This is a genomic window from Streptomyces sp. NPDC047042, assembly GCF_040644035.1.
Classification (GTDB): Bacteria; Actinomycetota; Actinomycetes; order Streptomycetales; family Streptomycetaceae; genus Streptomyces.
Map to the genome: position 1 here is coordinate 38964 of NZ_JBEYVP010000036.1, position 21556 is coordinate 60519.

The window sequence follows — 21556 nt, forward strand, 5'->3', positions numbered from 1 at the left end:
CATGACTGATCTCGCTGATTCCGCCACCGAGCCTGTCGAGCACGTGCTCACCGTCGACTGCCCCGAGGCTCCCGGCATCGTGCACGCCGTCTCGCGGTTCCTCCTCGAGCACGGCAGCGACATCATCGACAACCACCAGTTCGGTGACCGCCGTGACGGCCACTTCTTCATGCGGGTGCGCTTCGCCACCTCCGGCAGCGAGAACAACACGGATACCCTGCGCCGCGACTTCGCCGCCGTGGCCGTCCCCTTCGCCATGCGATGGCACCTCGAAACGGTCAATACCCGGCGCCGCGTCCTGATCATGGTGTCGCGCTACGGCCACTGCCTCAACGACCTGCTTTTCCGCACCCGCAGCGGCGACCTGCCCATCGACGTGGTCGCGGTGGTCTCCAACCATCGCGACCACGAGGAACTCGTCGCCTGGCACGGCATCCCGTTTTTCCACGTGCCGGTCACGCCCGCGACCAAGCCCGAGGCCGAGGCCCGGCTCATGGAGATCATCGACCTGTGCGGCCGACTGGCCGGCTGGACGATCAACATCCACCACTCGTTCCTGCCGAGCTTCAAGGGTGCCAAGCCCTACCACCAGGCACACGACCGCGGCGTCAAGCTCGTCGGCGCGACCGCCCACTACGTCACCGCCGACCTCGACGAGGGCCCGATCATCGCCCAGGAGGTCATCGACGTCGACCACAGCCACACCCCCGATGACCTGGCTGCCATCGGCCGCGACGCGGAGTCGGCGGCCCTGGCCCGAGCGGTCCGATGGCACTGCGAAGGCCGGGTGTTCGTCCAGGGCAGGCGCACGGTAGTTCTCCGCTGACGGTCGGACGCCTCCTTCAGGTCACGCGCTTTGTAGGCGTCCGTCCGGCGCAACGCCAGCATCGGACGTTGCGGAGCGTCGGCAGCGGCTCAGGTACCCCTGGTGGTAGCTCCGCGGGCGCCCATGAATCCTGCGAATGGGCCTGTCGGACAGCGGTGGCCACGCAAGTCCGGGGCGCGTGACGAGCCCTCCCGTCGTTCGCCTCGTCGCCCTGTTGGTCGCGGCCGTCGGCCAGATCAGCGGCGGACGGGCGGACGAAATGTGCGGGGTCCGGGCGACGGCGCGGATCGGTTCCGTCACCGCCATAGCCCGGGCCACTCCGCGCCCGGCAGCAGGGAGACTCGAGTCACCGGCGCCGACCGCATGGCCGAGTCTGTGCTCAGCCGGCCGGTGTCACCCCGCTCGCCACAAGGTCGAGGGCGATGTCGACGATCATGTCTCCCTGGCCGCCGACCAGGCCACGTCGGCCGACCTCCAGCAGCAGCGTGCGGGCGTCGACACCGTAGCGCTGGGCGGCGATCTCGGCGTGGCGCTGGAAGGAGAAGTAGACGCCGTCGTAGCCGAGGGTGACGGTCTCGCGGTCGACCTGGAACGGCCGGTCGCGCAGCGGGCGGACCAGGTCGTCGACGGCGTTGAACGGCATGTGGTTGATCATGTCAGGGGCCGGCGGCCCCTGACATGGGGGTTCCCGTCCGCTATGGGGTGCTTCGCAAGGGGACGATGTCGGCGCGGTCGTGGGGCATAGTCGGCCGCGCGGCTTCTGGAGTGGCCAGCAGGGCGACGATGGTGACCGGCTGCTGGCAGTGCCGACAGTTCCGGGTCGCGGTCGGCTCCAGCAGATCACGAACCACGGCGGGCCGCCGTGAGGACAGGCGGGCGGGTGGTGGCGGAAGTTCGATCCGGGCCGCCATCGCGGGTGGTGGTGCCTGGCCGAGGCGGCGGGTCCGTCGCTCGTCCAGGGCCTGGACGCGGCGGTGCTCGGCCCCACGGGCGGCAGACCATTGAGTAGTTGACGGTGCGGACCCTCTTCCTGGCGTGGAACGGGTTTATCGCAGACGGGCCAGGTCCGGATCAGGCGTCGCCCTGGCGGGAACGCGTTGACGTGGACGATGTGTCGGCAGCGCGCCCGGAGCAAGGTGCCGCAGCACGAGGGCGGCCCTTTCGCCGACCCCGCACACTCGCAGGTCCTCGCAGAACTCGCCAATCCATGACGAAGCCGCGAGAACGGCTGCGGGGAGAGGCCCGGGTGACGCGGGCCCCTCCCTGATTTCAGCTGATTGCGGTCGCCTGTCAGGCTGTGGGCGCCTCGAGGAGGATCTTGCCTGGGAAGGCACTCATCAGCGGGTCGGTGACCGACGCCGGAGCGTAGGTGACCACCATCATCTTGTCGGTCGGCCCGTTGTAGGTGACCACCAGTCCGTATGTCGTGTCGCCGTCGGGTTGGATCGCCTGGTAGACCGCGTCGGTGACCTTCTTGATTTCGGCGGCGGTGAACTGCTGGCTCTTGGCGATGGAAAGCTGGGGCCAGCTGGTCGGTGTCTGCCCGGAGGAGTCGGTCCAGTCGGTCGGTGTCTGCACGTCGAGGTCTCCGGTGTAGTCCGACGGGTAGGTGATCACCGGTCCTACGTCGGGGTCGTCGAAGTACGAGATCGCGCAGTTGTAGTCGGCCAGCTCCTGCAACTGCTCCATTCGCTTCGCGGGCGCGTCGGCCCTGTCATGGACCTGGGACGGCGTCAGGGCGTGGTCGTAGACACGGAAGTCGCGCATCCGGCCCTTGAAGTACTTGTCGTTGGCGTAGAGGGATCGGCCGAGGTAGTTCGCGGTGGTCGTTCCGTTGCCGATCGAGCCCGGGGTGATGGTGACGTTGGTGTTGCGGGCCTTCTCCACCCCGTCCTCGTAGAGGATGCCGGTGGTCCCGGTCTGGGTGTAGGTGACGTGTTCCCAGGCGCCGTGCGGCAGTGTGTAGCCGCCCGAGGGCTGGACGTCCTTCTTGGCCGTGTAGTCGGTGAGGGAGACCGAGGTGCGGAAGGTGTCGCCGGTGGTGAACAGGTAGCCGTTGCCGTTGCCGTTGGTGGCGTTGGAGTTGCCGAGCCCGTACATGAAGTACGGGCTGGTCAGGGTGTTGTCGACCCACACGTCGAAGTCGACGCTGATCGAGTTCAGCCCCTTCATGACGTTGAACGGCATCTGGACGTAGGTGTCGGAGCCGTTGAAGCCCAGCCCCTCCTCACCACCCATGTCGGCGGCGTTGTTGATCCAGCCGTCGCGGCCGTGGCCCGAGGAGTCATGGGCGATCTCGCCGACGGGCTCGTCCAGCTTGTAGTCCAGCAGCAGTCCCTGGGTGCTGCCGGCTTGCGCCGGCCGGCACGCGGGCAGTGCGGCAGGGATGTCCGTGGACCTGTCGATCACGAGTTGGCCGGCGTACTGGGTGGTCAGGGGGTCGGTGACCGAGGCTGGAGCGTTGGTCTCCACGATCACCCGGTCGCTCATCCCGTCGTAGTAGACGGCCAAGGCGTACGTCGTGTCGCCGTCGGGCTGTACCGCGGCGTAGACCGCGTCCTGCAGGACGTTGACCTGATCGGCTGTGAACAGTGGGCTCTTCGCGGTGGTGGGGGTGGGCCAGAGCGTCGGTGTCCGCCCGGAGGAGTCGGTCCAGTCCGGCGGCCGCTGGATGTTGTCGATGTCGCCGGTGTAGTCGGACGGGAAGATGAGGACCGGGCCGATGTTGGGGTCCTCGAACGCCGCGAGCGCGTTGTTGTAGCTGGCCAGGGCCTGCAGCTCCTCCGACTGTAGCCCTATGTCGTTGGCTCTGTCCTCGACCTCGGCCGGGGACAGGGACTTGTTGTAGACGCGGAAGTCGCGCATCCGGCCCTTGAAGTACTTGTCGTTGGCGTAGAGGGATCGGCCGAGGTAGTTCGCGGTGGTGGTTCCGTTGCCGATCGAGCCCGGGGTGATGGTGACGTTGGTGTTGCGGGCCTTCTCCACCCCGTCCTCGTAGAGGATGCCGGTGGTCCCGGTCTGGGTGTAGGTGACGTGCTTCCAGGCGCCGTGCGGCAGTGTGTAGCCGCCCGAGGGCTGGACGTCCTTCTTGGCCGTGTAGTCGGTGAGGGAGACCGAGGTGCGGAAGGTGTCACCGGTGGTGAACAGGTAGCCGTTGCCGTTGCTGCCGCTGGTGTTGCCGAGCCCGTAGAAGAAGTACGGGCTGGTCAGGGTGTTGTCGACCCACACGTCGAAGTCGACGCTGATCGAGTTCAGCCCGGCCATGATGTTGTTGGGCATCTTGACGTAGGTGTTGGACCCGTTGAAGCCCAGCCCCTCGGCACCACCCAGGTCGGCGGTGCCGTTGACCGTGCCGTCAAGGCCATGGCCCGAGGAGTCATGGGCGACCGTGCCGGCGGATTCGTCCAGCTTGTACCGCAGCAGCAGGCCGTCGGTGATGTCGGCCTGCGCCGTGGGAGCGGTCGTCAGCAGTCCGCCGGTGGCGACCAGCGCGAGGGAGCAGGTGGCGACGAGACCGGTCCGGATCCGTCGCATGGGCGAGGTGACCGTCCGGGTTCTCACCCCCGGCTCGTTGTTCTTCAGCATGTGCTGCCTTTCGTGTCGGGATGAGCCGGGTGGCTTCGCCGGCGGATTCTGCCGAGGTGGGCGACGGGAGTGCTTTCACTCCTCATCGGCGACCGGCTTGTTTCGAACGACCGTGGCGCACTGGCGCCAGCCCGTGTTCGTCGAGAAGGGGCGGCGCGGAGAACACCTGGGGCGGCCTGCGCCTGCGGGGCTCGGTCGGGCGGCCGGGCGAACCTGAAGCGCGGCGGATTCAGCTAGTGCAGGGTGAACGGGATGTCGCCGAACGGAATTCTTGCGGAGTTTCACGATCAGCGTGCGCACCGGTTGATTGTCGAACAGCCGCGGGTGTACGGGTTCGCGGGCAGGTCGGGGACGTTCAGGTTCGAATAGAACCCGAAGTGGGAATTCGGATCGCTTTCCGGGTTGTAGAGGATCTGCGCCTGCGCGTGGAAAGGATTCCCGACGAAACGATCGAAGCGGAAGGTGACGGTCCGGGGAATTACATCGCGGCCATCTGCGTGCCCCGTCATTCGGTAGATGCGAACGCCGGTGATCGCCTCTCGCGGAATCCGGTGAACGTAGGCCCATTCATCCTGGACGGTGTACCGGCGAAGCTCCACATTCCCTCGGATCTGATCGGGGATGTACAGCGCGTTTCTCGCCCACATGGGATCGATGACGTAGACGAAGGCCTCCGCGGTAACCTGGCCGTGTTCACAGCTTTCCAGCAGGCCACGCCATGGAATGAGTCCGTATATCCAGATCCGCCCGCGCGAACAGCGTGGGTTCGCCGCCATGGAATTCAGGCGCACCATTCCACCAGTGTGCGCGAACGACTCCGCAACGGATCGCGTGCCTGTCGTCGGGATGTAGTTACTGTTGCGATATCTGTCGCCTCGGACGTGCGAGATTATGTCGTCATTGCTCCCCCACGAGGTGAAGCCGTCGCGAAAGATGTCGTTCGGCAGGCGGGTGTCTCCGCGATACAGTACAGACGGGAAACGCCTCTGGGTGACGAGATCTTCGTTTTCCAGGTTGGGGCAGGAAGACGACCCCTCTCCCGAATGGGAACCGCCAGGGCATTCGGTGATCGATACAGCCTGTGCCGACGGGGCTGCTGTCATCGACAGGAGCCCTTGGAGCAGCGCTATCGCGAGGGCAACCGCGAAGAAAGCAGCGAAAGCACGCTTCCCTTTTCTGGATCTGTTCTTTCCGCGTACATGCACTGTGTTTCGCTTGAACATGTGTCCTCCGGGCTGAATGAGGAGAGTACGAGGGCATACCGGCCCGAGGACGGCTTCCACCGAGACCGGCTTCTTCGAAGCGGTCACGAAACGCCGCCTGGGTGTTGCGCATATGCCGTGTTATGGGCGGGTCGCGCCAGCGACATACGGACATGTGCCGGATAGAGTCACGGTCGAACAGCCGATGCGTTCAGCAGGCGCATGTCACTCGTCCGTCAGATCCGCCGTGCTGGGGCGTCCATGACGGCAAGGATCACAGCGGGGGGCACCCCGGCGCATGCGTCATTCACACGGGTCAGGTACCTGATTTTCCGCCCACCAGGTAGCGATCTGGACGCGGCGGCCGTAGCCGAGCTTGGCCAGGATGCGGTCGACGTGGCCGCCGACGGTGCGTGGGGAGAGCACGAGGGCGGCGGCGATCTGGCGGTTGGTCATGCCCTCGGCCACCAATGAGGCCACCTGCCGCTCCCGCCGGGTCAGCGAGCTCGGGGCCGTGGCCGTGGCCGGGGTGGCCGCCACGACCGCCCCGGCCAGCGCGAAGGCGATGCCCCGGCCGGGGCGGTCGTGGCGGCTGCCCTCCGTGAGGGCCTTCTGGTACGCCAGCGGGCCCAGAGCCCCGACGACCGCCGCCGCGCAGCGCGCATGGTGCTCGGCCAGATCAGGGCCGAACACGGAGAGCTTGGTGCCGGTGTCCCGCCACAGCGCGCGCACCGCGCCCAGCAGCCGCCCCGCCCGCTCGTGGTCGTCGCCGGCGGCGCTGATCCAGGCGTGCAGCTCCAGCAGCAGCGCGGCCCCGACGTAGTCGTTGAAGTCCCGCTGGATCTCCAGCCCGGCGCGGGTCAGCACCATGGCCACCGCCAGGTCCCCGCGCGCCAAGGCGTCAAGGCCCAGCGCCCACAGCGCGTATGCGCGGTTCAGGCCCTCACCGTGGGCCTGTGAGATGGCGACCGCCCGCCTGGCGGTCTCGGCCGCGCGGGGGTCACCGAGGAGGGCCTGGGTTCTGGCGAGCTGGAACAGCCAGAAGACCGTCGTGGCCTCCTCTCCCAGTGCCGTGTGAGCGGCCACCGCGTCCTCGAAGAAGGAGACGGCCTCCTCGGGGTGTCCGCGGAACAGCGCCAGCGTCCCCCGGAAACCGAGGACGTTCGCGCGTACCGTCGCATCGTCGAGCTGCTCACCCAGTTCCCCTGCCTCGGTCAGCCACTCGTCCGCCGCGGCGGGATCGCCCTGCAGCAACGCCACCCAGGCGGCGGCCCACAGCGCCCGGGCCCGGGCCGAGGTGGGTTCGGGCGCGCCCGCGAGCGCCCGGTCGAGCCGGCGGCGGCCCTCGCCGAGGTACCTGTCGGCGCACCAGTGGTAACGCAGCGCCGCGGCCAGCGCCAGCTCCGCCTGCGGGTCGCCGCCATGGCTCAGTGCCGCCAGCAGATCGTTGTGTTCGGCGCGCAACCGGGCCAGGGTCTGCTGCTGTCCGGGGCCGTACCACGTGTCGGCGGCGCGTTCGGCGAGGGCCAGGTAGAAGTCGCGGTGCTTCGTCAGCAGCCGCTGTTCCTCGTCGGACTCGGCGAGCCGCAGTCTTCCGTAGTGGCGAATGGTCTCCAGCATGCGATAGCGCGGCAGACCTTCCTGCTCGGTGGCCAGGACGATGGACTGCCCGACCAGCCGGTCCAGGAGGTCCACCACCTCGTGCCGGGCGATGCCCTCTCCCACACAGACAGCCTCGACCGCGTCCAGGGTGAAACCGCCGACGAAGACGGACAGCCGGTTCCACAGCAGCCGCTCGGCCGGACCGCACAACTCGTAGCTCCAGTCGACCAGGGCCCGCAGCGTGCGCTGACGGGGTCGCGCTGTCCGGCTGCCGCTGGTGAGCAGGGTGAAACGGTCCTCCAGACGGTCCACCGCCTGGTCCACGGTGAGAGTGCGCAGCCGGGACGCGGCCAGCTCGATGGCCAGCGGCAGCCCGTCCAGGTCGGCGCAGAGCCGGGAGGCGCCGGCATGGTTCAGTTCGGTGATCCGGAACTCCGGCCGCACAGCGGTGGCCCGGTCCCGAAGGAGTTCGACCGCCTCGTCCGGCACCGACAGCGGCGGTACGACGAGGACGTGCTCGCCCGCGATGCCCAGCGTCTGCCGGCTCGTCGCCAGAACGCGTACCTCAGGGGCGGCCGACAGCAGCGCCTGGGCCAGCTCGGCGCACGCGTCGACCAGATGCTCGCAGTTGTCCAGCACGATCAGCGCCCGGCGCCCGGCCAGATACCCCGTGAACTGCTCCAGCGCGGGCCTCGCGCCCAGTTCCGGCACGCCGAGTGCCGCCGCGGCGGCGTCCGCCACTGCGATCGCCTCCCGCACCGGAGCCAGATCGACCAGCCACACCCCGTCCGCGAAGGCCTTTCTCGACTCGGCGGCCGCCTCGAGCGCCAGCCGAGTCTTGCCCACGCCACCCATTCCGGTGAGCGTCAGCAGCCGCGCCGGACCCAGGACACGGCGGATCTCGGCGATGAGATGCCGACGGCCGACAAAGCTGGTAAAGGCCGCAGGCAGATTGCCCGCTTCGGAGATCATGCTGGTCACGCCGCGCCCTCACCTTCTTCCCTTCGCGGAATCGCCTCGTTCCGGGCAACCCGCCGGTCGGCACGCGCCGCACACTGTGCGACACACGCACGTCGCGGTCACCCCGGCCGTTAGCCATACGAAGGTGCCGCGCACGTGCGCACGCCTGTACGACAGCGCCACCGTAATCCACAGCCCGCGCACAGACAGCTGTGCCCCTGGTCACACGAATGGGCGCGGCAAGGCAGTCGGGCCTTTACCTGGGCACCGGGACCTCATCCCCGCGCGGCTGGAAAATCGTTGAAGGCGACCCGTATGCGTCCTGACCCGCACTGAGCCCGTCCAACAGGAGGTCCCCGAGCTGGGAGACGAGGTCCGGCGACGGCGCGGATCGGTTCCGTCACCGCCATGGCCCGGGCGCCCTCGACTCACGGCAGCAGGGGGGAGGCTCGGGCCACCGGAGCCAGCCGACATGGCCGAGTCTGTGCTCAACCAGCCGGTGTCGCCCCGCTCGTCACGAGGTCGAGGGCAATGTCCACGAGCATGTCCTCCTGGCCGCCGACCAGGCCACGTCGGCCTACCTCCAGCAGCAGCGTGCGAGCGTCGACACCGTAACGCTGGGCGGCGATCTCGGCGTGACGCAGGCAAGAGGAGTAGACGCCGCCGTAGCCGAGAGCGTCCTGGAGGGCGAACAGGTCGCAGCCGTGCTTCCAGTCCTGCAGGTTGGCCACGGCGATCAAGGCCTCGATGGGGCAGTTTCCGGCTCCGGCGCCCTGCCCGGCGAGGGAGGCGTCGACCCGGGTCACGCCCTCCTCGACGGCGATCACACTGTTGGCGACCGACAGGGAGAGGTTCTCGTGCGCGTGGATGCCGATCTCGGTGGTCTCGTCGAGCGCGTCCCGGTAGGCGCGGACGCGCTCGCGCACTCCGTCCGGGGTGAGCCGGCCGCCGGAGTCGGTGACATACACGCAGTGCGCGCCGTAGGACTCCATCAGCTTGGCCTGCGCGGCGAGTTGGGATGCCTCGGCCATGTGGCTCATCATCAGGAAGCCGGAGACGTCCATGCCGAGCTCGCGGGACTTGGTGATGTGCTGGGTGGAGATGTCGGCCTCGGTGCAGTGAGTGTCGACGCGGACCGAGCGGACGCCGAGGGCGTGGGCGCCTTCGAGTTCGGCGATGGTGCCGATGCCGGGCAGGAGGAGGGTGGTCAGGACGGCGTTGTCGATCGCGTCCGCGGCCGCCTCGATCCACTCCCAGTCGGTGTGGCTTCCCGGGCCGTAGTTGAGCGAGCCGCCGGCGAGGCCGTCGCCGTGGGCGACCTCGATGGCGTCGACGCCGGCCGCGTCGAGTGCGGCGGCGATGCGACCCACGTCGTCGGGGTCAATGCGGTGCCGAATGGCGTGCATGCCGTCCCGGAGGGTGACGTCCTGGATGTAGAGCTTGCGGTTCATCGCTGGGCCTCCGCGAACGACTCGGCGACGCGCAGGGCGGCCGCGGTCATGATGTCGAGGTTTCCGGCGTAGGCCGGCAGGTAGTGGACGGCGTCCTCGACCTCGAGGAACACTGAGATCCGGGTGGTCACCGGACCAGCGCCGTTCGGCACCAGGGTGTGCACCGGCTCGGAAGCGTCCACGGGGGTGAACTGCACCTCCTGCTTGAGGCGGTAGCCGGGCACGTACTGGGTCACCCGCTCGGCCATCTCCTTGACCGAGGCGCGCACGACGTCCTCGTCGCCGGGGAGGCAGAGGACGGTGTCCCGCATGATCAGCGGTGGCTCGGCGGGGTTGAGGATGATGATCGCCTTCCCGCGGGCCGCTCCGCCGACGCTCTCGATGGCGTGGGAGGTGGTCTCGGTGAACTCGTCAATGTTGGCGCGGGTGCCGGGTCCGGCCGACTTGGAGGCGATGGAGGCGACGATCTCCGCGTAGTGGACGTCGGTCACCGCGGAGACGGCCGCGACCGTGGGGATGGTGGCCTGTCCGCCGCAGGTGACCATGTTGACGTTGTCCGCGCCCGCGGCGAGTTGGTCGTCGAGGTTGACCGGCGGTACCACGAACGGGCCGATGGCCGCGGGCGTGAGGTCGATGCGCTTCTTGCCGTATGGGCCCAGCTTGTGGGCGTTGGCGATGTGGGCCTTGGCCGAGGTGGCGTCGAAGACGATCTCGATGTCGTCGAAGTGCTCCATCGCGATCAGTCAGTCGACGCCCTCGTGCGTCGTGGGGACCTTGAGGCGGGCGGCGCGGGCCAGGCCGTCGGAGGCCGGGCCGATGCCGACCATGGCCCCGACCTCCAGGGTGTCTGACAGGCGCAGGATCTTGATCATCAGGTCGGTGCCGATGTTGCCGGAGCCGATGATGGCGACCTTGGTCTTCGACCTCTTGGATGTCTTGGACGTCTCGGGGGAAGTCATGCGTCCCTCTTCTCGGAGAATACGGCGGTGACCTCGCCGAGCGAGCTGAGGTCGGCACGGATCCGGGTGCCGGGCGGGGCGGCGACCATGGGACCGAGCGCACCGGACAGGACGACCTGGCCGGCGCGCAGCGGCTCGCCGAACTCCCGCGCGGTGCGGGCCAGCCAGGCCAGGGCGTTCAGCGGGTCGCCGAGGCATGCGGCGCCGGAGCCCTCGGAGACGAGAACGTCGTCGGCGTATATCCGCATGGTGGTCTCACGGGGTTCGAACTCGCCGAGGGTGAGGCGGTGTTGGGCGAGGACGAACAGTCCACTGGAGGCGTTGTCCGCGACCGTGTCGGTGAGGGAGATGTCCCAGTCGGCGACGCGGCTGTCGACGATCTCCAGCGCGGCGACCGCGTAGTCCACAGCCGCCCGGATCCGCGCCGGGTCGAAGTCGCCGTCGGCCAGGTCCTCCCTCAGCACGAAGGCGATCTCCGCCTCGGCCTTGGGCTGCAGCAGCCGCCCGGACGGCACCACGGGCAGGCCCGAGACGTCCATGTCGGCGAAGAGCACGCCGAAGTTGGGAGGGCCTGCCCCCGCTTCGGCTTTCGCCGGACCGGCCAGACTCGGGCAGCACGCTGAGCGCGGTCCCGCCGCTTGGACGTTGCACAACGGTGAGCCATCGGTTCGCATCCGTGAGGGTGGCGCTAGCCGGGAGTGCCGAAGGGAAGACTGTTGACGCTGAACACGTCGATGCCAGACACCGCCACGTCGTCGCCATCAGTGCACGAGCGGCGGACATGCTCGCAAGCCGGGCCGGCCAGTCCGTCATACAAGGTGGCGAACAGTTCCCGCGCCTCGGCTCTCGTCCAGCGCGAGGGCATCAGTTCTGCCGGGACCTTTGGGTCCAGCATAAGAAAGCGCCTGTAGTCGTCTATGACACCTTTCGCGCCCGCAGCGCTTCCCTGCCGTGGAGGTCCCCGGCTCCCAGACTCCCGAGCGAAGGTGTCCAGCGCGCCATGAAGTCCTCGTACGCTGTGGCGATGCCAGTCAGGTCCCAGGCCTCCAGCGGGTCTCGTTCGGCGGTGCTGCCGAGCTCGAACCTTCGAGCCTGGAACGCGGTGCCCGTGGTGGAACCGAGGTCGGAAACGATCTGGTTCGTCTGCTCGGCGACAGGGCGGGGGGAGACCCACAGCCCGTCGAACAGCGGGGCGTAGCCCAGCCGTCGGAGGCGGCCGCGTAGTGCTCGCCTGTCCGCGCTCCGTTCCTGGGGCATGGTGCACGCGACAAGTCGCCAGGTGCCGTCCCAGGCTTCAGCCTGCTGGACGAACGCGACGACCTGCCTTCCACCGACGAGCAGTGCCTGCGCTGCTGCAGGCGTGAGCTGGTAGGGCGTGCGTCGCCCTTGTCTGACGGCTTGGACGACGCCCCGACGGGCGAGACGGTTGATCGCGGTGCGAGCCCCGTCGGTGGTCACGCCGAATTCGCCGAGGAGCGATACGAGGCCGGCCGACGGGATCCAGGCGTGGTGCCGCAGCGTGTAGTCAGCGAGCAGGGTCACGGTGAGGCTCTGCGGGTTACCGCCGGCCTGCCGACGTGGGAGGGACGCGCCTTCGAGAGCGACATCCGGAAGGAGCTCCTGGATGTCGAAGTCAATGGGGTCGCTCAAGGCGGCTGCTCCTTGCCGGCGTCGGGTCCGGAGCGGGAGAGGTACTCTGCACCAGCTACCACCCGGTTCGCGAGGCACAGTCCTCGGGGTTGCCCGGCGTCTACGTGAACATCCACGGCGGTGGATACGTGTGGCGTCACGCCGACCAGGACGACGCGCTGTGCCAGTACGTGGCCCATCACGCTGGCTGCCTGGTGCTCACGTGGACTACGACGTCGCGCCGCAGAGGCCCTTTCCGACGGCGGTGCTACAGGCCTATGGCGCCACCGCATGGGCGTCCCGGCAGGCATCTCTTGGCTGGGACGGGTCCCGGCTGGCAGTCGGCGGCCAGAGCGCGGGTGGCGCTCTGGCCGCGGGCGTGGCGCGGCTCACCCGGGAGCGACGCGATTTCACCCCACTGCTACAGGCCCTCCTGTATGCACCGCTGGACCTGGCGACCAACCCCACACTGAAGCAAAGCCGTACCGCCAAGCCCCGCATCAGCCCCGTCTTGTCGAACACCTTCGCAGCGGCTTACATCCCAGACCTAGGCACCCGGGCCGATCCGCTCGCGTCCCCGGCACTCGCCACCAACCTCGAAAGCTGCCTCCAGCGCTAGTCATCACAGCGGAGCTGGACAGCCTTCGGGACGAGGCGGATGGCTTTGCCAAGGCACTCCAAGGGGCTGGCGTGCCCGTCACGCACCGCGTCATCGCAGGCGTCGATCATGCCTTCACGCACAGCGGCCCGATCGGCCCCGCGGTGGAAGCTCTCGACCTCCTCGCTCGGACGGTTCGCGACTCCCTTGGTACCTGACTGCTCCTCCCCCTGCAGCGCGGCCCCTCTTCCAGCTCTCGCTTCGAGCCCTGACGTGCCCATGGTTCGTCCGTTCGGAGGCCATCTCCATCGCGGCCGCGTTGGCTGTACCGGTGACCAGGCTGGTCCCCGAGCGAGAGCAGATCGTGACCGCGCAGCGGGCGGACGAGGATCGTGGCGCGCGGCCCTCTTGCCCGGCATCGCCGTTTCCTCCCCAGCCGCGCTCTGGGAATACCTCACGGAGTGGGCACGTAGATCGGACCGCGCTCGCGAACGGGGGCGAGCAGTTCCTCGGAGCAGACCTCTTCCGGGGTGGCCTGCGAGATGGGTCGGCGCACCTGCCCTGGGTAGCCAAGCGCTTCGAGAACTGCGGGTGAGATGTAGTACGCGGAGGTCAGCGCGAAGACGACCGCCTCGATGTCGAGGTCGGCCCAGGTTTCGATGTCCTCGAGCGTGCAGGAGTCGCTGGTGGCGGCCGCAGCGCCAACGGCCTTGAGGGGATCGATGAGTCGTGGGTCAGCCGCAAGCACGCGGTCCAGCCACACCTCATGGACCCCGACACTACGTGCGGACGGAAGCTTGCCTGCGCCGGGCAGAATCACATCTGCGACTTTGGCCAGTCCTGATCGCGCGCGCTCGTCAAGAGCAGGTACGTCAGTTTCGACGCTGTTCATGCCGGAATCCTTTGGTCGCTCGCGGTTTCCATCATGTGCTCGACCGCTCGTGCCGCGAAGGCCACGATCGTCGGCGTCGGGTTCACCGAGGACGAGGTGACGAACACGCTGCCGTCCAGGACGAACAAATTGGGCACGTCGTGGGATCGTCCATACCCGTCGACCACGGACGTCGCCGGGTCGTCACCACACCGAGCTGTTCCCAGCAGGTGCCAACCAATGGCAGGCAGGTAGGGAATCTCCTTGGTTTCGACCGCGCCGGCGGCCCGGTGCGCCTCATGCATCCGTTCGAGATTCCACTGCATGTTGCGCCGGCTGTCCTCGGAAATGCGGTAGGTCAACTTCGGCGCAGGTATGCCGGACCCGTCAACGAGATCCGGACTCAGGGTGACCGCGTTGTTCTCGTCGGGCAGGTCTTCGATCTCCGCTCCCCACTCGAATGAGCGTCCGAGGGCGCGCTCGACGATCGCTTGTCCCGCCGCCCCCGTACGTTCCGCCAGCGGCAGGTCCGAATAGCGCATGAGAAGCTCCATCGGGCCGGGGATCGGGTTCGCGCACCACTTGGCTCCTCTCGCGAAGCCTCGTTCGAGGTCTGTCTCGGCGAACTGCAGGGACTGCAGGACAGAACCGAACGGACCGAGCCAGCTTTCCAGCGCCTCTTCGTAGACACCTACGACGCCCACATAGGGATGCATCATCAGGCGTTTGCCCACCAAGCCGGATGAGTTTGCGAGGCCGTCGGGGAACAGGTTGGACGTGGACAGCTGCAGGAGGCGAGGCGTCCCGATGCCGTTGCCACACACGACCACCGCTGAGGCGCGAGTGTGTTGCTCGTTGCCGTCGACATCGAACCAGGTGGCCCCATTGGCGAGTCCCGCCCGATCGACGGTGATCTCGCGTACACGGGCCTCGGTGATCAACGTGACCCCGGCAGCAAGGGCCGCCGGCCACATCGCCACGTCGAACGACGACTTGGCGCCTTCCGGACAGCCGGACATGCACGTCGCCCAGCGCGCGCACGCGCCCCGGTCGCCGTGGTTCTTGGTGTTGATCGCGAGCGAGCTGGGCCACCAGTGCCATCCGAGCTTGTTCATGCCCTCCGCGGCCTTGCGGCCGATGCGGCCGATGGGGACCGGAGGCATCGAATGCTCCAGCCCCGGAGGAAGTGCCGGGTCGCCGGCCAGTCCGGACGTCCCGACCATCTCGCTCAGCAGATCGTAGTAGGGCGCGATCTCCTCGTACGTGAAGGGCCAGTCGTCGGCGACTCCGTACAGACTCTTCACTCTGAAGTCGGAGGGCACGAAGCGGGGCCACTCGGCGCCCCACAAGACGCTGCTTCCTCCGACTCCGTTGTAGTTGAGCGGGTGCATGTCGGAGTCTGCAACATCGCAGGGGTAGTCCCAGCGGTTCCGCCGCACGTTCGGGTCCGGTGACCAGGAGCTGGCGATGAAGACGTCACGCTCGGGCTTCTGGCTGGGGTAGTCCAATCGATTCACCCAGCCGCCCTGCTCGAGGCACGTCACTCGGAAACCACTCTCCGCGAGGATGCGTGCTGCTGTCGATCCGGAGGGGCCGGCACCAATGATGAGCACATCGGTCCGGGTGGCGTCGGCGGGCCGACCGAGTTCTGTCATGAGAGTCCTCCGCACTGGGCGCCTACCTGACGATGCACCGGGTGACATCTGGGCACATCAGACACTTGACGTGCTTCACGCTACGCACCGGGGAATCGCATCGGTACTGGAACAGGACCGAGCGGCGACGTGCGTGCTGTGAACTTTCCAGTGGGGCTGCGCTGTCGTCGTTCCGTGAACCGTGACCCCCTATCGGTCGATGAAAAGTGACCCCTTCCGTGATCAAGTGATCAGTCTGGCTCCATGGGAGTCAGGTGGAAGAGGTGATCGGTGTGGAGGACTGGGCTGAGATCCGGCGGCTCCACCGCGCGGAGGGCATGTCGATCAAGGGGATTGCGCGGCATCTGGGGATCGCCCGGAACACCGTACGGCGGGCCGTGGCCAGCGACGATCCGCCGAAGTACCGGCGGGCGCCGAGGGGCTCGATCGTGGACGCGGTGGAGCCGGCGATTCGTGAACTGCTGGCCCAGTACCCGCGGATGCCCGCGACGGTGATCGCCGAGCGGATCGGGTGGGAACGGTCGTTGTCGGTGCTCAAGCGGCGGGTGCGGGAACTGCGTCCGGTCTATCTGCCGGCGGATCCGGTCTCGCGGACGGCGTATCAGCCCGGCGAGCTGGCTCAGTGTGACCTGTGGTTCCCGCCGGCGGATATCCCGCTGGGCTTCGGGCAGACCGGCCGCCCGCCGGTGCTGGTGATGGTGGCCGGGTACTCGCGGGTGATTACCGCGCGGATGCTGCCGTCGAGGCAGGCCGCCGACCTTGTGTCCGGGCACTGGGACCTGCTGTCGGGCTGGGACGCGGTGCCGAAGGCGCTGGTCTGGGACAACGAGGCGGCCATCGGCTGGCGCCGCGAGGGACGGGCCGTCCTGGGGCATGAGTTCGCCGCGTTGGCCGGGCTGCTGGCCTGCAAGGTGATCCTTTGCCGGCCCCGCGACCCAGAGGCCAAGGGTCTGGTCGAGCGGGCCAACGGCTACCTGGAGACGTCGTTCCTGCCCGGCAGGGTGTTCATCTCCCCGGCCGACTTCAACACGCAGTTGGCCGCATGGCTGGAGGTCGCCAACCGGCGGGTGCACCGCACTCTGGAGGCCCGTCCGGCCGAGCGGTGGGAGGCCGACCGGGCCGCGATGCTGCCGCTGCCGCCGACCGCACCGCCACGCTGGTGGCAGACCTCGGTGCGGATCGGCCGGGACCACTACATCCGCCTGGACACCTGCGACTACTCCGTCCATCCGGCCGCGATCGGACGGGTCGTGCGGATCGAGGCGGACACCGAAACGGTGCGGGCTCATCTGGACGGCCGCCTCGTTGCCGAGCACGCGCGCTGCTGGGCCCGCCACCAGACGCTGACCGATCCGGACCACGCCGATGCCGCCACGGCGATGCGCAGCCAGTACCGCCACACCGGGGCCAGTGCCGCGGCGGTGGAGGTCGCCCAGCCGGATCTGCCTGCCTACGACCGCGTCTTCCAGCTGATCGAGGGCGGCGGCGGAGAGGAGTAGAACTCATGGCCACCCGCACCGCCAGGTCCCGGGACATCACTGCCGAACTGGCCTTCCTCAGCCGTGCATTGAAGGCACCGGCCCTGCTGGACGCCGCCGACCGGCTCGCTGAACGCGCCACCGCGGAGTCGTGGACGCATCAGGAGTATCTGGCAGCCTGCCTGCAGCGCGAGGTCGCCGCCCGCGAAGCGCATGGCGGCGAGGGCCGCATCCGCGCGGCCCGCTTCCCCGCCCGCAAGACCTTGGAAGAGTTCGACTTCGCTCACCTGCGCGGGCTGAAACGGGAGGCGGTGGCCCATCTGGGCACCCTGGACTTCATCACCGGCAAGGAGAACGTCGTCTTCCTCGGCCCGCCCGGCACCGGCAAGACGCACCTGGCCATCGCTTTGGGCATCCGCGCCTGCCAGGCCGGACACCGCGTCGCGTTCGCCACCGCCTCCCAGTGGGTTGACCGCCTGGCCGCCGCCCACACCACCGGAAAACTCCAGGACGAACTGCTGCGTCTCGCGCGCGTTCCCGTCCTGGTGATCGATGAAGTCGGCTACATCCCGTTCGAACCTGAAGCAGCGAACCTGTTCTTCCAGCTGATCTCGGGCCGCTACGAACGCGCCTCCGTGATCGTGACCAGCAACAAGCCGTTCGGACGATGGGGAGAGGTCTTCGGCGACGACACCGTCGCCGCCGCCATGATCGACCGCCTCGTCCACCACGCCGATGTGCTCTCCTTGAAGGGAGACTCCTACCGGCTCAAAGACCGCGACATCGGCCGCACACCAATCGCGGCAACCGGATGAACAACCGCACACGGGGTCAAAACTCACCGACCCCAAGGGGGTCCAGGTTCAGAGACCGCCGACATGCGCCAAGCCTGTTTCCGCAGTTCAGTACTACTCCAGGTCACCGGGGTCGGACAGGCCACTCGTATCCACCACCTGAAGCGGAGCCTTCTGCGCCGAAACGCGCGTCGGTGTCGGCGTAGCGGGTGAGGCGGTCGGGCTGTAGGTCGGGATGGCTTTGACCAATTCGCGCGTGTAGTCGTCGGTGGGCGAGTCGAAAAGCTGGGCGACCGAGCCGATCTCTCTGACGACGCCTTGCTTCAAGACGAGTGCACGATGGGCGACAGCGCGGACGACCGCAAGATCATGGGTGACGTACACCACCGAAGTTCTGTGTTCTGCAGACAACTTGGACAGAAGGTCGAGGATCGCGGCTTGTACGGACACGTCGAGTGCTGAGGTGATCTCGTCGGCCAGGATCAGCCGTGGGTTCGTGACGAATGCGCGGGCGATGGCGACACGCTGCTTCTGCCCGCCGGACAGCTCGCCAGGGTACCGATGAAGCATCGTCTCCGGCAGGTTGACGTCGGCCAGGATCTGGCGGACGCGATCTTCCCTGTCGGCCTTCGAGGATTCCGGTTGGAAGAGTTGAAGGGGCCGCGAGACGAGGCTCATGACGTCATGGCGCGGGTTCAGGGACATGTCCGGGTTCTGAAAGATGATCTGCACGTCACGCCGCATTGAGCGCGGCCGCTTCCTGGCGTCAGGAGCAAGTACGGCTCCATCGAAGCGGACGTCACCTCCGGAGCGCGGGTGAAGCCCCGCGATGGCACGAAGCAGAGTTGACTTCCCACTGCCGGATTCGCCGACGACAGCAAGCGTCTCGCCTCGTGCGACTCCGAAGGTGATTCCCTTGACGACCGGAGTCGCGTGACCGTGCGAACGGTACTCACACCACACGTCGTCGACGGCCAACAGCGATCCCGGATCCTCGATGACTCCGAGAGCCGGAGGTCGCTCGCTGACCGACAGCAGTTCGTGACTGCCGGCACGCATGCACCGGACGCTGTGAGTGGGGCTCACCGGCAACAGGTTCGGGTTGGACTGCCAGCAGCTCTCCACGCTGAACGCGCATCGTGGCGCGAAGGGACACGCTCCATCGACGACAGCGGGCGGTGGGGCACCGGGGATCCCGGACAATGCCCGAGTGCCGGTCGGGTCGGGAACCGCCGCGAGCAGCGCCCTTGTGTAGGGGTGCTCCGGGTTCGACATCACATCTTCAGCCGAACCGGACTCGACGACCTGGCCCCCGTACATGATCGCGATCCGGTCGGAGACATCCGCCAGAAGCGGCAGATCGTGACTTACGAAGAGGGCGGCCGCCTGGTGCTCCTCGATCAGCCGCTTCAGAAGCTCGACGATCCGAGCCTGTGTCGTCACATCCAGGCCCGTCGTCGGCTCGTCGAGGATCAGCACCTCGGGGTTGCACGACAGGGCGATCGCCAGGTTGATCCGCTGTTGCTGGCCACCACTGAACTGATGCGGATAGCGTCGGAGCGCCGCCTCCGGATTCGGGATGCCGACCCCGTCCAGGAGCTCGACCTGCCGGTCGTGCAGCGCTCGCCCCTTCAGGCCGAGGTGTAGCTCCATGGGTTCGGCCATCTGACGTGCGATGGTCAAAGCCGGGGTCAACGCGTTCGACGAGGCCTGGGGTACGTAAACGACCTTGCTCCCCCATATCCGTCGAAGTCTCGGAAGGGGAATGCCCAGCAGATCGACGTCACCGAGCTTCGACTCGCCGCCGAGCACACGCATTGCCCCGGGGCGATAGCCGATCGCCGCCAGCACCGCGGTGCTCTTACCGCAACCGGATTCACCGGCGACTCCTAGGATCTTTCCTCGCTCCAGTGTGAGGTCGACGTCACGCACGACCGTGTTCGTGTCGCCGTTCCGCTGGCCGTACCCGACCGAGAGCCCGCGCACCTCGAGCGCGATCGAGGCGGTCATAGCATCGAGTCCTTTGCGGTGTCGTTGTTCACATGGCGGATGATCGAGTCGGCGATCAGGTTGAGGCCGACCGACAGCGCGGCGATGCCGATGACCGGCGCGAGTGCTGCCCAGGGCTGCACCTGGACGTATCCCAGGCTGCTCGCGACCGACAGACCCCAGTCGGGCGACGGGGGCTGAGCTCCGAGGCCCAGGAAGTTGAGGCCGGAGACGAAGATCACTCCGTAGGTCACCCGGAGGGCCAGATCGGAGATGAGCGGGCCGGCGATGTTCGGTGAGATCTCCCGAACGACGATGGGCACCGCACGCTCACCACGTGCCCGTGCGGCCTGTACGAAGTCGGCGGTGACAACAGCCAGCGTCGCGCCCCGAGCGACGCGCCCGATCTGCGGTAGGTAGATCACGGCTATCGTGACCAGCAGGACCTGGTTCGACGAACCGAAGCCGGCGATGACCGCGAGGGCGATGAGCAGCGGGGGCAGGGTGAGAAGAATGTCGAACACACGGGCCACCACCGCGTCGAAGACCCCTCCCACGTAGCCCGCGACCATCCCGAGCAGACCCCCGGAGATCGTCGCGAGCGCAACGGACGCGAGCGGAATCAGCAGCACTGTCCGGCCACCCGACAGGAAACGGCTGAAGACGTCCCGGCCCAAGTTGTCGGTACCGAACGGCAGGCCGCTACTGGGCGGTGAGAGCGGCAGTCCGACGGCGACCTCGTCGGGTGCGTGGGGAGCCAGCGCTGGGCCGAAGATGATGGCCAAAAGGATCACGCAGACGATGGCGAGCCCGGAACGTCCCGACCAGGTGTGGGTGATCGCTCGCAGGAACCCCAGCCTCCCTGCCGGCCTGCGACCGTGCAGAGCTGCCACGGGCATGGAGTCAACACTCATTTGACTGCCTTCAATCGTGGGTTGAGGTACGTCACAGCGACATCGGCCACGAGGCCGAGCACGATGAACACCGCACCCAACAACACCGTGATCGCAAGAGCCGAGTTGGTGTCGCCTTGCACGATCGCCTGGACCAGAAGCCGCCCCAGCCCCGGGAAGGAGAAAACGTTCTCAACGATGATGGCGCCCCCCATGAGGTAAATGATGTTGAGCGCGACGGCGTTCACGAGTGGGACCGCCGCGGAACGCGTAGCGTGCCCCCACACGACGCGGCGCCGCGGCAGCCCCCGCAGCACGGCGTTCCTCGTGAAGGGTGCGGTCAGGGACTCCGAGACCGTTGCACGTGCGATGCGAGAGACATAGGGCACCACGCCGAGACCGAGAGTCAGAGCGGGGAGGACGAATGCCGCGAACCAAGCCGGACCAACCTCCCCGGACACGGCTCCGGAGCCGACCGGCAACCAGCGGAGCTGAACAGCCAGCAGGATCATGACGCCCAGTCCGAGGACGAACTCCGGAAGCGCGGCGAGGACGGTCAGCACGACGAGTGCGCCACGGTCGAAGACCCCTCCCTTTCGAGCCATGAACACACCGAGCGCGACGGCGACAGGTACCGACCAGAGCAGAGACACGACCGCGAGCTCGGCGGTGTTGGCGAAGCCGGGAAGTATCAGAGACTTCACCGGCACGTTCGAGGTCAGCGTGTTTCCCCAGTCGCCCCGGACATAGTGCGCGAGCCAGTCCAGGTAGCGAACCAGCAACGGGCGATCGAGCCCGTGCGCGGCGATGTAGGCCTGCAGTTGCTCAGCGGTGACACCTCTCCCGAGAGCGCTTCGAGCGATCTGCTGCCCTGACCGGTTCATAGCCGCGAAGGCTACGAACGAGATCAGGACAAGCGTCACGAATGACATCGCGAGGTGACGGGCCAGTGTGCGAGTGCGGGCCAGGCGCCGACCCGGGGGTGCGGCTGGCGATGCGATGACTACGTCTGGTGAAGCGACACTCACGGCCAGCTCCTTCTGCGTGGTGAACGATGACAAGCT

General features: G+C 67.7%; 14 protein-coding genes and 4 pseudogenes. 4 read left to right on the forward strand and 14 right to left on the reverse strand.

Annotation, left to right across the window (positions count from 1 at the left end; genetic code table 11):
• The first annotated feature begins 1 nt into the window (after position 1).
• Positions 2 to 826, forward strand: a complete 825-nt coding sequence (locus tag ABZ855_RS35310; RefSeq protein ID WP_360813875.1) for a formyltetrahydrofolate deformylase — start codon at positions 2 to 4, stop codon at positions 824 to 826.
• A 379-nt stretch (positions 827 to 1205) separates the two neighbouring features.
• On the opposite strand, the pseudogene ABZ855_RS35315 reads toward ABZ855_RS35310, so the two are convergent.
• The 9 genes and pseudogenes from ABZ855_RS35315 to ABZ855_RS35355 all read right to left on the reverse strand — a co-directional run.
• Positions 1206 to 1460 (reverse strand): annotated as a pseudogene (locus ABZ855_RS35315) (4-hydroxy-2-oxovalerate aldolase); the annotation flags it as partial.
• Between the two features lie 656 nt (positions 1461 to 2116).
• Complete coding sequence (locus tag ABZ855_RS35320) at positions 2117 to 4411, reverse strand: LamG domain-containing protein (protein WP_360813877.1); 2295 nt, start codon at positions 4409 to 4411, stop codon at positions 2117 to 2119.
• Between the two features lie 287 nt (positions 4412 to 4698).
• A complete protein-coding gene (locus ABZ855_RS35325) occupies positions 4699 to 5634 on the reverse strand; it encodes a hypothetical protein (protein ID WP_360813879.1) in 936 nt (311 codons plus the stop codon).
• 282 nt (positions 5635 to 5916) lie between these two features.
• Entirely contained in the window at positions 5917 to 8187 is a 2271-nt protein-coding gene (locus tag ABZ855_RS35330; RefSeq protein ID WP_360813979.1) for a LuxR C-terminal-related transcriptional regulator, read from the reverse strand.
• Positions 8188 to 8663: 476 nt separating this feature from the next.
• On the reverse strand, positions 8664 to 9626 hold the full coding sequence (gene dmpG, locus ABZ855_RS35335; protein ID WP_360813881.1) for a 4-hydroxy-2-oxovalerate aldolase: 963 nt from the start codon (positions 9624 to 9626) through the stop codon (positions 8664 to 8666).
• Positions 9623 to 10585 (reverse strand): annotated as a pseudogene (locus ABZ855_RS35340) (acetaldehyde dehydrogenase (acetylating)). The gene dmpG and the pseudogene ABZ855_RS35340 overlap by 4 nt, the downstream one beginning before the upstream one ends.
• 14 nt (positions 10586 to 10599) lie before the next feature.
• Positions 10600 to 11151: pseudogene (locus ABZ855_RS35345) on the reverse strand (fumarylacetoacetate hydrolase family protein); the annotation flags it as partial.
• 122 nt (positions 11152 to 11273) lie between these two features.
• Positions 11274 to 11480 (reverse strand): PaaX family transcriptional regulator C-terminal domain-containing protein, encoded by a 207-nt coding sequence (locus ABZ855_RS35350; RefSeq protein ID WP_360813883.1) that lies wholly within the window; start codon positions 11478 to 11480, stop codon positions 11274 to 11276.
• 20 nt (positions 11481 to 11500) lie between these two features.
• The gene (locus tag ABZ855_RS35355; RefSeq protein ID WP_360813885.1) at positions 11501 to 12235 is read right to left on the reverse strand and encodes a PaaX family transcriptional regulator; all 735 of its coding nucleotides are present in this window, start codon (positions 12233 to 12235) and stop codon (positions 11501 to 11503) included.
• On the opposite strand from ABZ855_RS35355, the pseudogene ABZ855_RS35360 reads away from it, so the two are divergent.
• Positions 12222 to 13030 (forward strand): annotated as a pseudogene (locus ABZ855_RS35360) (alpha/beta hydrolase fold domain-containing protein). The gene ABZ855_RS35355 and the pseudogene ABZ855_RS35360 sit on opposite strands and share 14 nt — an antisense overlap.
• A 236-nt stretch (positions 13031 to 13266) precedes the next feature.
• On the opposite strand, the gene ABZ855_RS35365 reads toward ABZ855_RS35360, so the two are convergent.
• The gene (locus tag ABZ855_RS35365; RefSeq protein WP_360813887.1) at positions 13267 to 13704 is read right to left on the reverse strand and encodes a hypothetical protein; all 438 of its coding nucleotides are present in this window, start codon (positions 13702 to 13704) and stop codon (positions 13267 to 13269) included.
• The gene (locus ABZ855_RS35370) at positions 13701 to 15338 is read right to left on the reverse strand and encodes a GMC family oxidoreductase (RefSeq protein WP_360813889.1); all 1638 of its coding nucleotides are present in this window, start codon (positions 15336 to 15338) and stop codon (positions 13701 to 13703) included. The genes ABZ855_RS35365 and ABZ855_RS35370 overlap by 4 nt, the downstream gene beginning before the upstream one ends.
• Positions 15339 to 15601: 263 nt before the next feature.
• On the opposite strand from ABZ855_RS35370, the gene istA reads away from it, so the two are divergent.
• Both istA and istB read left to right on the forward strand, forming a co-directional pair.
• The gene (istA, locus tag ABZ855_RS35375; protein WP_360813981.1) at positions 15602 to 16837 is read left to right on the forward strand and encodes an IS21 family transposase; all 1236 of its coding nucleotides are present in this window, start codon (positions 15602 to 15604) and stop codon (positions 16835 to 16837) included.
• 5 nt (positions 16838 to 16842) lie between these two features.
• Complete coding sequence (gene istB / locus ABZ855_RS35380; protein ID WP_360813891.1) at positions 16843 to 17631, forward strand: IS21-like element helper ATPase IstB; 789 nt, start codon at positions 16843 to 16845, stop codon at positions 17629 to 17631.
• Between the two features lie 93 nt (positions 17632 to 17724).
• On the opposite strand, the gene ABZ855_RS35385 is transcribed toward istB, so the two are convergent.
• Genes ABZ855_RS35385 through ABZ855_RS35395 form a run of 3 tightly spaced genes read right to left on the reverse strand, consistent with a single transcriptional unit; the run spans position 17725 to position 21520 of the window.
• On the reverse strand, positions 17725 to 19620 hold the full coding sequence (locus tag ABZ855_RS35385) for an ABC transporter ATP-binding protein (RefSeq protein ID WP_360813893.1): 1896 nt from the start codon (positions 19618 to 19620) through the stop codon (positions 17725 to 17727).
• Entirely contained in the window at positions 19617 to 20498 is an 882-nt protein-coding gene (locus ABZ855_RS35390) for an ABC transporter permease (protein WP_360813895.1), read from the reverse strand. Before ABZ855_RS35390 ends, ABZ855_RS35385 begins: the two co-directional genes overlap by 4 nt.
• Before the next feature lie 11 nt (positions 20499 to 20509).
• On the reverse strand, positions 20510 to 21520 hold the full coding sequence (locus ABZ855_RS35395; RefSeq protein ID WP_360813983.1) for an ABC transporter permease: 1011 nt from the start codon (positions 21518 to 21520) through the stop codon (positions 20510 to 20512).
• Between the last annotated feature and the right edge of the window lie 36 nt (positions 21521 to 21556).

What these genes read in the sequence shown, in the direction of transcription:
- ABZ855_RS35310 (WP_360813875.1), top strand. Translation starts at nt 2, where the DNA reads ATGACTGATCTCGCTGATTCCGCCACCGAGCCTGTCGAGCACGTGCTC.
- ABZ855_RS35320 (WP_360813877.1), bottom strand. Translation starts at nt 4,411, where the DNA reads ATGCTGAAGAACAACGAGCCGGGGGTGAGAACCCGGACGGTCACCTCG.
- ABZ855_RS35325 (WP_360813879.1), bottom strand. Translation starts at nt 5,634, where the DNA reads ATGTTCAAGCGAAACACAGTGCATGTACGCGGAAAGAACAGATCCAGA.
- ABZ855_RS35330 (WP_360813979.1), bottom strand. Translation starts at nt 8,187, where the DNA reads ATGATCTCCGAAGCGGGCAATCTGCCTGCGGCCTTTACCAGCTTTGTC.
- dmpG (WP_360813881.1), bottom strand. Translation starts at nt 9,626, where the DNA reads ATGAACCGCAAGCTCTACATCCAGGACGTCACCCTCCGGGACGGCATG.
- ABZ855_RS35350 (WP_360813883.1), bottom strand. Translation starts at nt 11,480, where the DNA reads ATGCTGGACCCAAAGGTCCCGGCAGAACTGATGCCCTCGCGCTGGACG.
- ABZ855_RS35365 (WP_360813887.1), bottom strand. Translation starts at nt 13,704, where the DNA reads ATGAACAGCGTCGAAACTGACGTACCTGCTCTTGACGAGCGCGCGCGA.
- ABZ855_RS35370 (WP_360813889.1), bottom strand. Translation starts at nt 15,338, where the DNA reads ATGACAGAACTCGGTCGGCCCGCCGACGCCACCCGGACCGATGTGCTC.
- istB (WP_360813891.1), top strand. Translation starts at nt 16,843, where the DNA reads ATGGCCACCCGCACCGCCAGGTCCCGGGACATCACTGCCGAACTGGCC.
- ABZ855_RS35385 (WP_360813893.1), bottom strand. Translation starts at nt 19,620, where the DNA reads ATGACCGCCTCGATCGCGCTCGAGGTGCGCGGGCTCTCGGTCGGGTAC.
- ABZ855_RS35390 (WP_360813895.1), bottom strand. Translation starts at nt 20,498, where the DNA reads ATGCCCGTGGCAGCTCTGCACGGTCGCAGGCCGGCAGGGAGGCTGGGG.